The sequence below is a fragment of the Psychrobacillus sp. FSL H8-0483 genome, from assembly GCF_038637725.1.
Taxonomy (GTDB): Bacteria; Bacillota; Bacilli; order Bacillales_A; family Planococcaceae; genus Psychrobacillus.
The window spans coordinates 3,843,025-3,856,441 of the sequence record NZ_CP152052.1; the positions used below are offsets into that span (position 1 = coordinate 3,843,025).

The following is a 13,417-nucleotide window of genomic DNA, read 5'->3' on the forward strand; positions in this document are numbered from 1 at the left end:
TCTGCCCATTTTTCAATTTAATACGGATAATTCTCTACAATGCTCTGAATTTGTAGTGGTTTTTTCGTATTCATTTAATGGTCAGCGATTCTTCCGATTCAATTCGGAGGGATTTTTTTATTCCTCCAAAGGGAGAGGATTGTATGACATTACACGGTAAGTTAGTAGATATATGTATCACATTTGGAGATAAAGTTATTTTAGGAAATATAAAAGCAGACATAGTCACAGGTACAGTAATAGGCATTGTAGGAGGAAATGGTGAAGGAAAGTCCTCACTTCTTTCTATCCTAGCAAATGAGACACTGCCCTCTAGTGGGAAAATAGAATGGTTCGGTAATACACCTTCCATCGGTTACTTTAAACAAGAAGATGAACAATTTAGTAAATCCGATTATATGGAGGATGAATGGACGTACTTTAGCAAATGGTCCGTCCCCCATGGGCGCGAGTTCATCAACTTAAGTGGTGGAGAAAAAATGAAGAGAAGATTGTCTCGAGTGTTTGCAGAGAAGTCTCAGCTTCTTTTATTAGATGAACCAACTAATCACCTAGATCAAGAAAGTTTATCTTTCCTTAAAAAACAAATTAACTCCTATCCTGGAACGATTATTTTAGTATCTCATGATCGTTATTTCTTGGATGAAGTAACTGATTGGATATGGGAAGTTGAAAATAAAAAATTAGCTGTATATGCAGGGAATTATTCTGAATTTCGACAAAAAAAAGAAGAAGCAAAGCTTACGCAACAAAGACTTTATGATGCACAACAATCTAAAATGCTTCAAGTGGAGAAGCAAATAACAGAGCTTCGAAACTGGTCGTCTAAAGCACATGCCGATTCGACAAAACATGAGTTCAATAAAGAATATTATCGAGTTAAGGCGAAGAAAATGGATGTTCAAATTCGTTCTAAAAAGAAACGACTAGAACTCGAGCTCTCCAAAAATACAATAGATAAACCCGAACAAGAAAGAGAAGTCAATTTTTCTATTGAGGGAAATAAGAAAAAAGGAAAACGCGTAATAGAAGCCCAAAATATGTGTAAAAGCTTCGAAGATCAGCTACTATTCCAAAATGCATCCTTCACAGTTCAGTCTCAAGAACGTATTGGACTTCTAGGTCCTAATGGAAGTGGCAAATCGACATTTTTCCGTATGTTGCTCGGAGAAGAAAGCGTACAAGGAGAGCTTTGGAAATCGGAAGCGATGAATATTGGTTATTTACGACAAACCGTATTTGACTTACCAGAGGAAAAAACACCTTTTGAATTTTTTGGACCAACTGATTTTGACAAAAGGGGTCAACTTCAGACACTTATGATGAATTTAGGGTTTTCTAAAGATCACTGGTCTCGTCCTATTCAAACAATGAGTATGGGAGAACGTGTAAAGTTAAAACTAATGGAGTTTATGTTAAGTCAAAAGGACGTTTTACTTTTAGATGAACCAACAAACCATTTAGATCTACCTTCTCGTGAGCAATTGGAGAAAACCCTCTCCACATATCCTGGCACTATATTATTAGTGACGCATGATCGATACTTTTTAGAAAAGCTTACAAATAAAATGCTCATTTTTGAAAATAAAACCATTCGAAAAGTTGAAATGAACTACAAAGAATGGATGAATAAATACAAAGAATCATCCCTCGAAAAAGAATTATTGAAATTAGAAACTGAGCTACAAGCCGTGTTAGGTGAACTTAGCTACTTGAAAAAAAATGATCTTAAATACAGTGAGTTGGACAAAAAATTTATTTCACTGACAAAGCAGATTAACAGTTTCAAGGAAAAGTAAAATTGAAAGCTATCCTAAGGCAAAAGGATAGCTTTCTTTTTTGTTGATTTTAGTCTCGATTTGTCAATTTCCCGGGAAATAGCGGATATATTGAAATTTTAAACTTTAAATTGAGTTAATTTCATAAATAGTACTTTGTCATTAAAATACGAACATTTATCACTTCGTTGATTGAAGCGGCAGGCGGTGATGGCTTATCGCTCACCCCACGGAAATCAAATATACTTTATTCCGTGTAAAATATATATTCCTTTAGTATCGTTCGTGTTTTTTCATGTAAATTAGAATTATGAAATTGATTCACTTAGAGTTTTTTTAGGTAAGTACATCTACTATCCAGATAAATAATTTAAATAAATTGAACGATATCCTTTAGTGGTAAACGTGATGAACCGTATGCTGGCGCAGCCGCTTTTCCAATGGCAATAAGTACTATCGGAAAAATGTGCTCAGGTAGTTCGAATCTTTCTGCAAATTTCACCTTATCGAATCCACCCATCGTTACGGTGTCGAATCCTTTTTCTTTTGCAACTAACATCAATTGCATTGAAATTAGACCTGCATCAAAAGTAGCGATATTTTTTCTTGTTTCCATAGAAGCAAAAGGATAAGTGCGATTTGTATTGTTAATCATTAGATCCTTTGTGGCTTCATCCATATAGCCTTCTTCTACATTTTGAGTATATATTTGTTCAACATTTTTATACATCTCCGCATTTCCTAATACTGCAATAACTGCCGAAGATGTTTCAACTTGTTCTTGATTATTCGCTATCGTACGAAGTTCTTTTTTTGTTTTGTCATCTTGAATGACAATGAATTTCCATGCTTGAAGGTTACTAGAGGAAGGTGCAGTTGTCGCCTCTTGAATAATTTCCTCCAAATCTTTCTGTGAAATTTTATAATTAGGATCGTACACTCTCACTGATTTTCTAGCATGCATAACAGTATATAGTTCTGAATCTTTTTCTGTCGACATATTATCCCTCCTGAAACTTACTATTAGTAAGTTTATTTACCCAAAGAATCTTACCATTAGTAAGTTTATTCGTCAATAAAAAAAGCCTGTATGCTACAATAAAAGAAAACTAAAGAATTAATGGAGGTTTTTTTATTGGATAGACCGAGTGATTCACATATATGCAGTAACTATCATCAAGCAATTGAATTTATAGGTAAACGTTGGATGGGGATGATCATTTACACACTATTATCGGGCTCCAAACGCTATAATGAAATTCTAACAAATATACCCGGTATTTCTGACAGATTACTTACGGAAAGACTAAACGATTTAGTCAACGCCAAATTAGTCAATAAAAAACTACTAGATTCCTCGACAAAAAAAGTAGAATATGAGCTAACTGCAAATGGAATAGCCTTCAAGGACGTGATTTTGTCTTTACAGAAATGGATCGATATTTGTGAATTTGAAAAACAATCTTAAGGATATCTACTCCCTTCATTTTTCTCCAATTTGTTTAACTAATTGATTGTTCGATATGAGCCTTCTCTAAGTAGAGGAAGGCTCATATCGGCATGATGACAAATTAGATCATGAAAATGGCTACCTTCCTTAGGTAGCCATTTTCATATTCAGTTTCATTTTTATTTACATTTCTTAGCATGGAATATATAATAAAATAAATCCAATAAGAAAAGTAGGTTTTAAAATGAAAACAATTCCAAAACCTCTAGTCATGACAAATCAATGGACGATTGTATTGTCGGTTATCATTGCTCTTATTACACAATCAGCGTGGATACTATTCATTCCACTTATCGCAAACCTTTCCAGCTTATTAATTGGGTTTCACCCAATTTTAGTTATAGTAAAACAATTCTTATCTAAACCCGCAAATGAATATATCCAAGAAGATTACGCTCAGTTAAGATTTAACCAATGGCTAGCAATCAGCTTCTTATTCGTTGCAAGCATAAGTTTTTTATTGAATTGGTCAGTACTATTTAATATCGCAACAGTTATGGTCGGTCTAGCTGCACTTGTTGCAATCCTTGGGTTTTGCATTGGATGTTTTGTGCGATTCCAATACCAACAGTGGAATTATCGAAGAAAAAATTCAGCCACACACTAAGAAAAACAGCCTTTCCAGAAAAATGGAGAGGCTGTTTTTTCTATTATTTTATTTCTTTTCGAATTCACTTTTTAATATATCCGTGCCTTCTTCATTTAGTTTTCCAAGCGAGTTAGTATCACGATCTATAAAGGTCGAAGTTCCATTTCCTTCAAACCAAATATAGTATTCCACTAACCGCTCCGGCATATTCTCATCAACTTCCATAAACAAAATCGTTTTTATATCTTCGATTCTCGACATCTCTGCTTTTACATTTTGTTCCCATTCTATTTGCTCAAACACTTGCGATAATACTTCTATTGAATCCTGATTGGCAATTATCATTTCATCTTCAAAATCTCCACCTTCAGTTACTTCAAAGACATCCACTCTAGTCAACTGAGCCTCATTTTCGTTATTACTACAACCCATTAAAAATAAAAGTATAGAAATAAATGTAAGTAGTTTCTTCATAGAAAACCTCTCTTTCCACTATTCTAATCTTCCAAGTAAATTGTATGGGGTTGTTTCCCATGTTTCATAAGGAATGAAATTCTCAGATCTCATTGCATCTAACGTTCGAGACTTCATATTTGGACGTGTGATGAACTGGTCTATATTGTCCACTGTTAACTTAATAAACTGCGCTTCTTTAATTTCTTCCGGTTGGACCTTCAAAGTTCCACTAATATATTCCGCTTTAAAAACCACTGATAAAATATGTTTTGTTGCATTATAATACACGCCAGTAATGCCTAAAGGTCGTACGTTAATACCTGTCTCTTCTAGCACTTCTCTGCACACTGCCTGATCTAAAGGTTCACCCATCTCCACTTGACCTCCAGGGGGTTCCCAAGTATCCGATCTCCAATGCGTTTGAACTAATAAAGCTTCCCCTTTTTCATTCGTGACATAAGCAGAAACTGCAATAATATGCTTTGGATATTCATTTATCAAGTTAACCTCTCCTTTTATTAATATAGTAAATCCCCATCATAGCAATGATTACAAATATTAAAATCCACACAATAATAATTGTAGAACTAACTGTCCATCTATCGTTTTTATTGCCAGCATATTCTCCACTTCTGTTTGCTTTTATATACGCTCCATTTCCATCTTCTACCGATATAGCTTCATCTGTACTTACCCCAACGATTGAATAATACTTAGTACCTTTCGGAAAGACATTTGAAAAGTTGCCTGAGTATGTCCCCTCCCTATCGGAATACTTCGTCACATGACCAATTTCTTCATCTACCTCATTTACCGTTTCATTCGTTATGACATACACATATCCATCCCAAACAACAAAGGAATATGCCCAAGATGCTAGCGTTTTCGCTGGGAATAAAATCGAAACACTTAAAATAGAAACAATTCCAAAAGAAAATAAGTACTTTTTCAAAACGAAACCACCTCTTTATAAAATATTGGACGTTTTACACTTTTTTTAGTTCCATCTTTTACTTATATTGGTTTAATATAACTAAATTCGTCATCCCAATAAAAAAAGCCTCGAACCGAAGTCCAAGGCTGTATCTCTATTATTCTCCTAAGTCTACGTTGTGGTAAACTTGTTGAACATCTTCTAAATCTTCAATTGCATCGATCATTTTTTCGAATTGTGCTTGAGCATCTGCATCCAATGAGATGTCATTTTGAGCAAGCATTGTTAGCTCAGCTACTGTAAATTCTGTAACTCCAGCAGCTCTTAACGCTTCTTGCACTGCATGGAATTGATCTGGTTCTGCATAAACGATAACAGAATCCTCTTCTTCTATGATGTCACGAGCATCCACGTCTGCTTCCATCAAAAGCTCTAACACTTCGTCAGCTGTTTTTCCTTCTAAACCAATAACAGCAGTCGCGTCGAACATATAAGCAACTGAACCGCTGACACCCATGTTACCACCGTTTTTACCAAATGCAGCCCGTACATCGGATGCAGTACGGTTTACGTTATTTGTTAACGCGTCCACGATTACCATTGAACCGCTTGGACCAAAGCCTTCATAACGAAGCTCGTCATAGCTTTCTTCTGATCCACCTTTTGCTTTTTCAATCGCTTTATCAATAATATGCTTAGGCACACTGTACGTTTTCGCACGTTCTAATACTACTTTTAATGCTTGGTTGGAGGTAGGATCTGGTTCACCTTGTCTTGCAGCTACATATATTTCACGTCCAAATTTTGCATAAATACGGCTAGTATTTGCGTCTTTGGAAGCTTTCTTTTCCTTGATATTATTCCACTTACGACCCATAAAGTCCCACTCTCTTTCGATTAAGTTTCTTCTTTGAATTTTACTGTAACATTATACATTAAATTCGTATTAAGTAGCAAAATTAATACATTAACTTCCAATATTTATTAGTTATTAGGATATAAATTTTGTAGAAACGAAATAGATTGTGTAATCATTTCTTTTAAAACATCTACTTCAATATCATCTACTTTATTAATGTAGACACATGATTTCCCTGAAGTATACTTCCCAAATCGCTTTAGACTTTCTTCACGCGACGTATCACCTGTTGCAAAATACAAACTAACTTTCGCTTTTCTTGGAGAGAAACCAACTAGCGGCGCATCTCCTTCGTGACCTGACGCATACTTATAATGATACGACCCAAAACCTATAATGCTTGGTCCCCACATTTTAGCCTCATAACCAGACGTCTCCTCAAAAATCTCTAGAAGCTTATAAGCATCCTCTCGTTTTTTCGGACTTTCCAATTTCTCAATAAATTCTACAACATCATGATCGGTTTCCTTCGTCTTTTGCTCATATTTAGCCATTCTTTGTACCCCCTTCAGAAATTTGTTTATTTACACAGCTTCTTTTAAACTACTTCTAGCTATTGAATGTAATTCCTCTATTTCACTTGGAATAAATCATGGTATGGACAGATTGCTCTTTATTTGCTAAAGAATACCCCGAACAAATTTCCATATTATCCTTTCCACTTACCATCAATTATATTTCTAGAATACCATATACACTTGTCACAATTCTCATTAAAGGAAAAGGGGCTGTCCCTAAAGTCATAGTGACTTAACCTACTATTTTTTGTAGGCAATTGATTGTAGTGAAAGACGGCGACTCCAGCGGGAATAGCATGAGCTGAAGGCCCCGCAGGAGCGAAAGCGACGAGGAGACTGAAGCCATGCCCGCGGAAAGCGTCCGTCTGGAACAGAAATCAAAACATTGGAAAAGGGACCATCTCTGAAAAGTATACAAAAAACAGGTGTAGAAAAAGACTCGTTTTTCTACACCTGCTTCAATTTATGGGCTTATTGGATAGCCCCTGATCAACATTTTTATAAAATTTAAATTCTAAATTTACCAACCAACTCGTTCAATTCTTCGGCCATTTGCGCTAAAGATTTAGAAGAGCTACTGATCTCTTCCATAGAAGCTAATTGCTGTTCTGTTGATGCGGCAACTTCTTCTGAGCTAGAAGCATTTTCCTGAGCAAATGCAGCAAGCTCTTCTGCAACATCAGATACAGATTGTATATTCCCTGCAATGTCTTTAACTGTTGACGTAATTCCCTCAATCTGAGGAGTAATACTTCTCGTTTTTTCCAGTATTTTCACAAATTTATTTGCTGTTTCTGTAGTAATTTCCATACCCTCTTTAGCATTCTTCATTACTTCACCCATATACTGTACTGACTGGCCTGAATCGTATTGAATACTGGTAATAATTTCTGCAATTAATTTTGTTGAAGACAAGGATTGTTCTGCAAGCTTTCTTACTTCGTCTGCAACAACTGCAAAACCTTTTCCATGCTCACCTGCTCGTGCAGCTTCAATTGCTGCATTTAGCGCCAGTAAATTTGTTTGGGCTGCAATATCATTAATTACATCTAAAATTTGCCCTACTTCATTAGAACGATGGGACAGAGAAGAAATAACTTCATGTGACTTCTGAACAGACGCTTGAATATTGCTCATTTGAAATAGGTTTTCTTCGACGATCTTATTTCCTTCTTCTGCTTCTCTTGAGGTTTCTCTAGCTAGCTCAGAAACTTGACTCGAACCATCTGCAATTACGTTAATACCTTTTAAAACGTCTTGTAATTCACTTGAATTTTTCTCTAATTTAGTTGTAGAATATTCTGCTCCCGTCGCAATTTCTTCAATAGCAGAAGCAACGTGATTCGTAGCAGCTGAAGTTTGCTCAGCACTAGCAGTAAGCTCCTCAGATGCTGCCGCTACTTGTTGTGACGTCTCTGCAACCGTTTGAATAATTTCTCTAACCCCACTAATCATTTTGTTAAAAGATGTTGTTAATGCTCCAAGCTCGTCTTTCGATTGATAACTTCCTTGAACGGTAAAATCTCCCTCCTCAGCTTTTGAAAGAAGTTCTTTTATTTCATTAGTCGGTTTCACAATCATTTTCATAATAACGAGACCCATGAAAATCGAAATAGCTATACCAATGATTAAAATAGCAATTAATATTATTGTTGCCGTGTTAATATCTTTCTCGTTTTGTTGATTAGTTTCTTTCGCATATTCGAGGTTATATTGTTGAAGAGTCACTAATATCTCATCGATTTGCTCTCTTTTTTGGCTCACTTCATTTTTATAAATCTCATATGCTTTTGCATTTTCATTTTTCATAGAATATGCAATCATTTGATCCCTTAATGCTGCTAAATCAGCTACACTACGATCGTATTCCTCTAAAGCTTCTCTTTCACGATCAAATAAATCAAGCGCTCTGTACTGATCCATTTGACTAATAATAATCTCAATAGAAGCATTTATATCTTCTTTCAGTTGTGTATTTTCAGTTTCATCATCAGTTAAAGTTAAACTCAATAGGGCGTTATCAATTCTTCCGTTTTCATATTGTACATCACCAAGCCATTTAGTTGGTTTCAACAATTCGTTAAATACCATCTCTGATTTTCCGGCCATTTCTTTCACATATTTAAATCCTGTTATTCCAATACATAATGAGGCTAACGCACCAATTGCTATTAACACCAACAATTTTTGAGTAACCTTTAAATTTCGTAAAAATCCCATTCTACATTTCTCCGTTCCCATTATTTAATTTTCTAATATAACTTTAAAGAAAGATACAAATGGAACAAACACTATGTACTATTTGTTTTTGTAACTGCTTTAAATACTGTTACCCCTTCAAAATTAAATCACATCTTTCAGATAATATAAACAATTTTTAATTGTAATAAATACCATATAAAAGTGAAAATATTCTATATCCATTAATATTAGGATAATATAAAGACGAAAATACTCTGTAAATTACAAAAAAATACATGAAATTTTCATGTATTTTTTCTATCTTTACTTATATTTATAAGCATATAATAATAATTAATAAACTATATGCTATCCATTTTAATCTTTCCTTATTGTTTTCTCCAAAATAATCTTATGCTTCCCTTTTTCACTCGTAAAAGTTTCGATTACATCAAAACCAACTTTAATATTTAATAGGAGCATCTCTCTTCTTATGTTTCGAGAAATAGTTCGAACTTTCTTATAACCTAAAGTCTTTACTAGTTCGTGCTGCCGTCGCATCAGCTCGGATGCTATTCCCTTTCCACGATAATCGGAATGGACGCCGCCTAGCCAGCTATAAAATGTGTGATCCTTGAATTCATATCCAATCTTAAAACCTACTACTTGCCCATTCTCTCTTGCAACTAAGGTAATTAAATTCTTTTTCTCCACTAACTTCTCTAAACCTAGCTCTGCTCCCTCAAAAACATGCTTATGCAGTTCCATTACTCCAGCTAGAACATCAGGTTCTGGTATTTCTTGATAATATAAAAATTCCAAGTTCTTCCCCCCTATAGTTAATGTCATCTGTCCATTTCTGCTATCTTTTTTAACTCGTTTGCTCTAGAAATAATAAAGCCTCTCATGTATCTTTCTAAAAATAGTTTATCTGCTAATCTTCCAATAATAGCAAAAGGAGCTTTATACTCAAACGTATCCTTCATTACCGTTCCGCTGTTACATTCGACAAATTCATGAGTATGCGTAAAGGAATGAAAGGCACCTTTAATCATTACATCTGTAAACTTTAAGGGTATAACCATTTCGGTAATTTTAGCTGTTAATCTCTGTCTTACCCCAAAATGAGTTGCTTCCCAAGTAACGCTATCGCCTAAATTGAGCAGTCCAGTTGTGACACCTGCAACCGCTCTTTCGTTTGTTTTAACAGTAGTTTGAGTGTGAATTGCTACATTTCTTGCAAGGTCAAAACACTTATTTATGGGTTCATCTATATACGTTTGATGTTTTATAACCGGCATTTCTCCACCTCTAATTTCTCCTTAGGTTCAAGGTTCCTTTAATGTTATATTCCCTTTACATATAACAAAAAAAGCCATCAACTCGATAGCTCTACCTGTTCCATTTTTATTTTTTCTAAAAGGGCTTGGCAACCTTCACTCACCAGGTCATATGTTTCCTGAAAATCTCCCGTGTAGTAAGGATCCGGCACGTCTTTTTGATGATTGGTTAAATTTAAAAAACGTATAATTTTTGGGTGATCTGGCTGCCCGAACATTTGTCGGATATCACCAACATTATTTTCATCCATACCAATTATATAATCAAAGTTCTCAAAATCATCCTTCTGTAACTGACGTCCAGTTAATCCATTTGAAGAAATGTTGTATTCGTTCAGCTTCGCGACAGTACCTCGGTGCGGTGGATCTCCAATATGCCATGAACTAGTTGCTGCAGAGTCGACTTGAACATGGTTGCTCAAGTTCTCTTTCTCCACTAAATGTTTGAACACAGCTTCTGCCATAGGAGAACGGCAAATATTTCCGAGACAAACGAATAATACGTTAATCATATGATGCACCCTTTCTTACTTTACTGCTTTTTCATACACCTTTATCGAACCCCCAAATGGGTAGTATGTAATAGTTGAGTGGGTCCAACCATACTTCTCATAGTAACCATTCAAATCACTTGCTAAATAAAGCTTTTCATAGCCAAGCTGTTTGGTTATTTGCAATCCATGTTCAAGAAGTTTTTCACCGATTGATTTCTCTCTATACGACGGATCTACATATAAGCATGCTAACCATGGAAACAAATCCTGACGACTATTAATATCATTTCGCAGTATGGCATAAGTTGCGATAATCTGCTCATTTTCTAGTGCAATATAAAAACTAGGAACAGAATCACCTGTTTTACCTGAATACTTCATACAATCTTCATAAAATTTATAGTTATTTTCATTTCCCCATTGTCCCCAGAATACCTTTAACGCGTCATCAAATAATTCTGGTCTGTGTTGAATATTAGTAATTTCCATTTATCCACCTCTTTATTTTTCGACTTTGTTAAATTAGACTGTTGTTTTTTTATTTGATAATACTTGAAAGACCTAGAGGGTAAACTCGCAATTTAACCTCACCTAACAATTCGTCCTTCGCGATAAAGCCAAACATTCTACTATCATAGCTTTGCAGACGATTGTCACCCATCACAAAATAGTAGCCTTCTGGTACTCGCGAACTTTCTGTATTTTGTTCCAAGGTAAAGTCCTCTGTTAATTGGCCAAACAGAATTTTTTCTTTATTCGCTTTTAAATAGGGTTCGTCATATGCTTTTCCATTTATAAAGAGAACGTCGTCTTTTACTTCAATTTTATCACCCGACAAACCAATAACTCTTTTAATGTAGTTATCTTTCATGTTAGGCGATTTAAAAACGACTATATCAAATCGTTCTATTTTACTTGTCTTACTAATTACTACTTTTTGATTATCTTCAAACGTTGGAGACATGGACTCTCCCTGAACGGTAATAGGAGTAAATAAAAATTGTCGACATACAAAAACAACAACAAATGCGAAGATAATCGTTTTAACCCAAGACATTACTTCATTTTTGTGATTTTCTTTCACATTAAACACTCCTTATTATTTAGATTAATTGGACCCATTGACTGATAGTTTAATATATACTAATCATAGTATGAGTTAGAATGTTCTGTCTACTATTTAAAACATAGGATGGTGAATTGACATGAGAAACCGAGGAGCAACCGTTATTATTGAAAATGGTCGTGTTGCGTTAATTAAAAGAACGAAACCTCATATGACTTATTATGTATTTCCTGGTGGAGGTATGGAGGTGGGTGAAACACCTGAACAGACTGCTATTCGAGAAACTTATGAAGAAATAGGTGTACATGTAAGAATTCAGCGATTGCTGAAAGTTTTAAACTATAGTGGAATGCAATATTACTATCTTGCCGATATTATAGGAGGTAATTTTGGAACCGGTACAGGAGAAGAATATAACCAAACCTCGGTTACAAGAGGTGGCTATGAACCAATCTGGATGGATATCGACGATCTCCCTACATTCGATGTACGGCCAAAGGAAATTGTAGAAATTCTTCTTTCTAACTAAGCAGTCCGAAGTGAGCACAAAATGACAGGATTAGATAATCGGCATTGCTTATAATAAATTCAAGGAGTGAGGGCAATGGGTTGGGTTGAGTCAATTCAGCAAGCAATTAACTATATCGAAGAGCATTTACTAGATGATTTGACGATAGAACGAATTGCGAAAGAAGCAAATTCCTCGGTATTTCATTTCCAACGAACGTTTGCCATTTTAACTGATATTTCTATTGCAGACTATATCCGGCGAAGACGTTTAACATTAGCAGCGCAAGAACTAATGAATTCAGATAACAAAATTATTGAACTCGCCTACAAATATGGCTACGACACTCCCGAAGCTTTCACAAAAGCGTTTCGTAAGCAACACAACATAACGCCTAGTGAAGCAAGAAAGAATCTTGGCAAATTAAAATCATACAACCGCCTGATAATCCAGGTAACCTTGAAAGGAGCAGAACCGATGAAGTACAAAATTATGGAGAAAGAAAGTTTTCAAGTTGTTGGTGTGAAAAGAACGTACAATTGCAAAAATGGGGAAAATACACAAGGTATCCCTGTATTCTGGGATGAAGTGAACACAGATGGTACAGATGATTTATTATGCCAACTAAACAATGGCGAAATTAAAGGTGTGCTAGGAGTTTGCGTTGCAGACGAGGATTATAAAGAGAACAGCCTGATTGATTATTGGATTGGGGCAAATCATGTAGGTGACGTACCAGAAAATTTATTAGCAATGGAAATACCTGCATCGAAATGGGTAGTATTCGAAGTACATGGTCCGATGCCTCATGCAATGCAAGACACATGGAAACAAATTTTCTCTGAATGGTTCCCGTCGAACTCCTACGAGCATGCAGGAACACCAGAATTAGAAGTGTATTCTAACGAAAATCCGTCTAATCCGGATTATTATTCGGAAATTTGGATTCCGATTAAATAGAATGGACAACCGACGAGTAATTAAATTACTCCTCGGTTGTTTTGTATTTATAATCCGATTTTATTCGGGTATTATCCGATAGTATTGCTTTATTATCCGATGATGACCAGTTATTATCCGATTCTATTGTTTTATTATCCGATTATGACTAGTTATTATCCGAT

17 protein-coding genes are annotated in these 13,417 nt (G+C 35.2%); 5 read left to right on the forward strand and 12 right to left on the reverse strand.

The annotated features are described in order from the left end of the window. Nucleotides 1–143 precede the first annotated feature (143 nt). Nucleotides 144–1,799, forward strand: coding sequence for an ABC-F type ribosomal protection protein (gene abc-f, locus MHB48_RS18785; RefSeq protein ID WP_342599372.1), 1,656 nt, complete (start codon nt 144–146; stop codon nt 1,797–1,799). A gap of 349 nt (nt 1,800–2,148) precedes the next feature. On the opposite strand, the gene MHB48_RS18790 is transcribed toward abc-f, so the two are convergent. Then, complete coding sequence (locus tag MHB48_RS18790) at nt 2,149–2,778, reverse strand: nitroreductase family protein (protein WP_342599373.1); 630 nt, start codon at nt 2,776–2,778, stop codon at nt 2,149–2,151. A gap of 135 nt (nt 2,779–2,913) precedes the next feature. On the opposite strand from MHB48_RS18790, the gene MHB48_RS18795 reads away from it, so the two are divergent. Beyond that, nucleotides 2,914–3,246, forward strand: a complete 333-nt coding sequence (locus MHB48_RS18795; RefSeq protein WP_340924329.1) for a helix-turn-helix domain-containing protein — start codon at nt 2,914–2,916, stop codon at nt 3,244–3,246. A gap of 226 nt (nt 3,247–3,472) precedes the next feature. Next, entirely contained in the window at nt 3,473–3,895 is a 423-nt protein-coding gene (locus tag MHB48_RS18800) for a DUF4395 domain-containing protein (protein WP_342599374.1), read from the forward strand. Between the two features lie 48 nt (nt 3,896–3,943). On the opposite strand, the gene MHB48_RS18805 is transcribed toward MHB48_RS18800, so the two are convergent. The 11 genes from MHB48_RS18805 to lepB all read right to left on the reverse strand — a co-directional run bounded on the left by MHB48_RS18805 (nt 3,944) and on the right by lepB (nt 11,803). Continuing rightward, nucleotides 3,944–4,351, reverse strand: coding sequence for a hypothetical protein (locus MHB48_RS18805; protein WP_342599375.1), 408 nt, complete (start codon nt 4,349–4,351; stop codon nt 3,944–3,946). Between the two features lie 18 nt (nt 4,352–4,369). Then, complete coding sequence (locus MHB48_RS18810) at nt 4,370–4,834, reverse strand: NUDIX hydrolase (RefSeq protein ID WP_342599376.1); 465 nt, start codon at nt 4,832–4,834, stop codon at nt 4,370–4,372. 1 nt (nt 4,835) lies between these two features. Continuing rightward, the gene (locus tag MHB48_RS18815) at nt 4,836–5,285 is read right to left on the reverse strand and encodes a hypothetical protein (protein WP_342599377.1); all 450 of its coding nucleotides are present in this window, start codon (nt 5,283–5,285) and stop codon (nt 4,836–4,838) included. Nucleotides 5,286–5,424: 139 nt separating this feature from the next. Beyond that, nucleotides 5,425–6,144 carry a YebC/PmpR family DNA-binding transcriptional regulator gene (locus tag MHB48_RS18820; RefSeq protein WP_342599378.1) on the reverse strand — a complete coding sequence of 240 codons (720 nt, stop codon included), beginning with the start codon at nt 6,142–6,144 and terminating at the stop codon, nt 5,425–5,427. 107 nt (nt 6,145–6,251) lie between these two features. Further along, nucleotides 6,252–6,680 (reverse strand): DUF1801 domain-containing protein, encoded by a 429-nt coding sequence (locus tag MHB48_RS18825; protein WP_342599379.1) that lies wholly within the window; start codon nt 6,678–6,680, stop codon nt 6,252–6,254. 531 nt (nt 6,681–7,211) lie between these two features. Next, nucleotides 7,212–8,924: a methyl-accepting chemotaxis protein gene (locus MHB48_RS18830; RefSeq protein WP_342599380.1), complete on the reverse strand. Its 1,713-nt coding sequence runs from the start codon at nt 8,922–8,924 to the stop codon at nt 7,212–7,214. 339 nt (nt 8,925–9,263) lie between these two features. Next, entirely contained in the window at nt 9,264–9,707 is a 444-nt protein-coding gene (locus MHB48_RS18835; protein ID WP_342599381.1) for a GNAT family N-acetyltransferase, read from the reverse strand. 23 nt (nt 9,708–9,730) lie between these two features. Beyond that, entirely contained in the window at nt 9,731–10,186 is a 456-nt protein-coding gene (locus MHB48_RS18840) for an SRPBCC family protein (protein WP_342599382.1), read from the reverse strand. A 77-nt stretch (nt 10,187–10,263) separates the two neighbouring features. Beyond that, nucleotides 10,264–10,737: a low molecular weight protein-tyrosine-phosphatase gene (locus MHB48_RS18845; RefSeq protein ID WP_342599383.1), complete on the reverse strand. Its 474-nt coding sequence runs from the start codon at nt 10,735–10,737 to the stop codon at nt 10,264–10,266. A 15-nt stretch (nt 10,738–10,752) separates the two neighbouring features. Continuing rightward, the gene (locus MHB48_RS18850) at nt 10,753–11,208 is read right to left on the reverse strand and encodes a GNAT family N-acetyltransferase (protein WP_342599384.1); all 456 of its coding nucleotides are present in this window, start codon (nt 11,206–11,208) and stop codon (nt 10,753–10,755) included. Between the two features lie 49 nt (nt 11,209–11,257). Then, on the reverse strand, nt 11,258–11,803 hold the full coding sequence (gene lepB / locus MHB48_RS18855) for a signal peptidase I (protein ID WP_342599385.1): 546 nt from the start codon (nt 11,801–11,803) through the stop codon (nt 11,258–11,260). 121 nt (nt 11,804–11,924) lie between these two features. Between lepB and MHB48_RS18860 the strand changes: the two genes are divergently transcribed. Both MHB48_RS18860 and MHB48_RS18865 read left to right on the forward strand, forming a co-directional pair. Further along, entirely contained in the window at nt 11,925–12,314 is a 390-nt protein-coding gene (locus tag MHB48_RS18860; RefSeq protein ID WP_342599386.1) for an NUDIX domain-containing protein, read from the forward strand. Between the two features lie 75 nt (nt 12,315–12,389). Continuing rightward, complete coding sequence (locus tag MHB48_RS18865) at nt 12,390–13,253, forward strand: AraC family transcriptional regulator (RefSeq protein ID WP_342599387.1); 864 nt, start codon at nt 12,390–12,392, stop codon at nt 13,251–13,253. Nucleotides 13,254–13,417 lie beyond the last annotated feature (164 nt).

Excerpts from the sequence above, each read along its gene's own strand:
- abc-f (WP_342599372.1), top strand. The coding sequence starts at position 144 with ATGACATTACACGGTAAGTTAGTAGATATATGTATCACATTTGGAGAT.
- MHB48_RS18790 (WP_342599373.1), bottom strand. The coding sequence starts at position 2,778 with ATGTCGACAGAAAAAGATTCAGAACTATATACTGTTATGCATGCTAGA.
- MHB48_RS18800 (WP_342599374.1), top strand. The coding sequence starts at position 3,473 with ATGAAAACAATTCCAAAACCTCTAGTCATGACAAATCAATGGACGATT.
- MHB48_RS18805 (WP_342599375.1), bottom strand. The coding sequence starts at position 4,351 with ATGAAGAAACTACTTACATTTATTTCTATACTTTTATTTTTAATGGGT.
- MHB48_RS18820 (WP_342599378.1), bottom strand. The coding sequence starts at position 6,144 with ATGGGTCGTAAGTGGAATAATATCAAGGAAAAGAAAGCTTCCAAAGAC.
- MHB48_RS18825 (WP_342599379.1), bottom strand. The coding sequence starts at position 6,680 with ATGGCTAAATATGAGCAAAAGACGAAGGAAACCGATCATGATGTTGTA.
- MHB48_RS18830 (WP_342599380.1), bottom strand. The coding sequence starts at position 8,924 with ATGGGATTTTTACGAAATTTAAAGGTTACTCAAAAATTGTTGGTGTTA.
- MHB48_RS18840 (WP_342599382.1), bottom strand. The coding sequence starts at position 10,186 with ATGCCGGTTATAAAACATCAAACGTATATAGATGAACCCATAAATAAG.
- MHB48_RS18845 (WP_342599383.1), bottom strand. The coding sequence starts at position 10,737 with ATGATTAACGTATTATTCGTTTGTCTCGGAAATATTTGCCGTTCTCCT.
- MHB48_RS18850 (WP_342599384.1), bottom strand. The coding sequence starts at position 11,208 with ATGGAAATTACTAATATTCAACACAGACCAGAATTATTTGATGACGCG.
- MHB48_RS18860 (WP_342599386.1), top strand. The coding sequence starts at position 11,925 with ATGAGAAACCGAGGAGCAACCGTTATTATTGAAAATGGTCGTGTTGCG.
- MHB48_RS18865 (WP_342599387.1), top strand. The coding sequence starts at position 12,390 with ATGGGTTGGGTTGAGTCAATTCAGCAAGCAATTAACTATATCGAAGAG.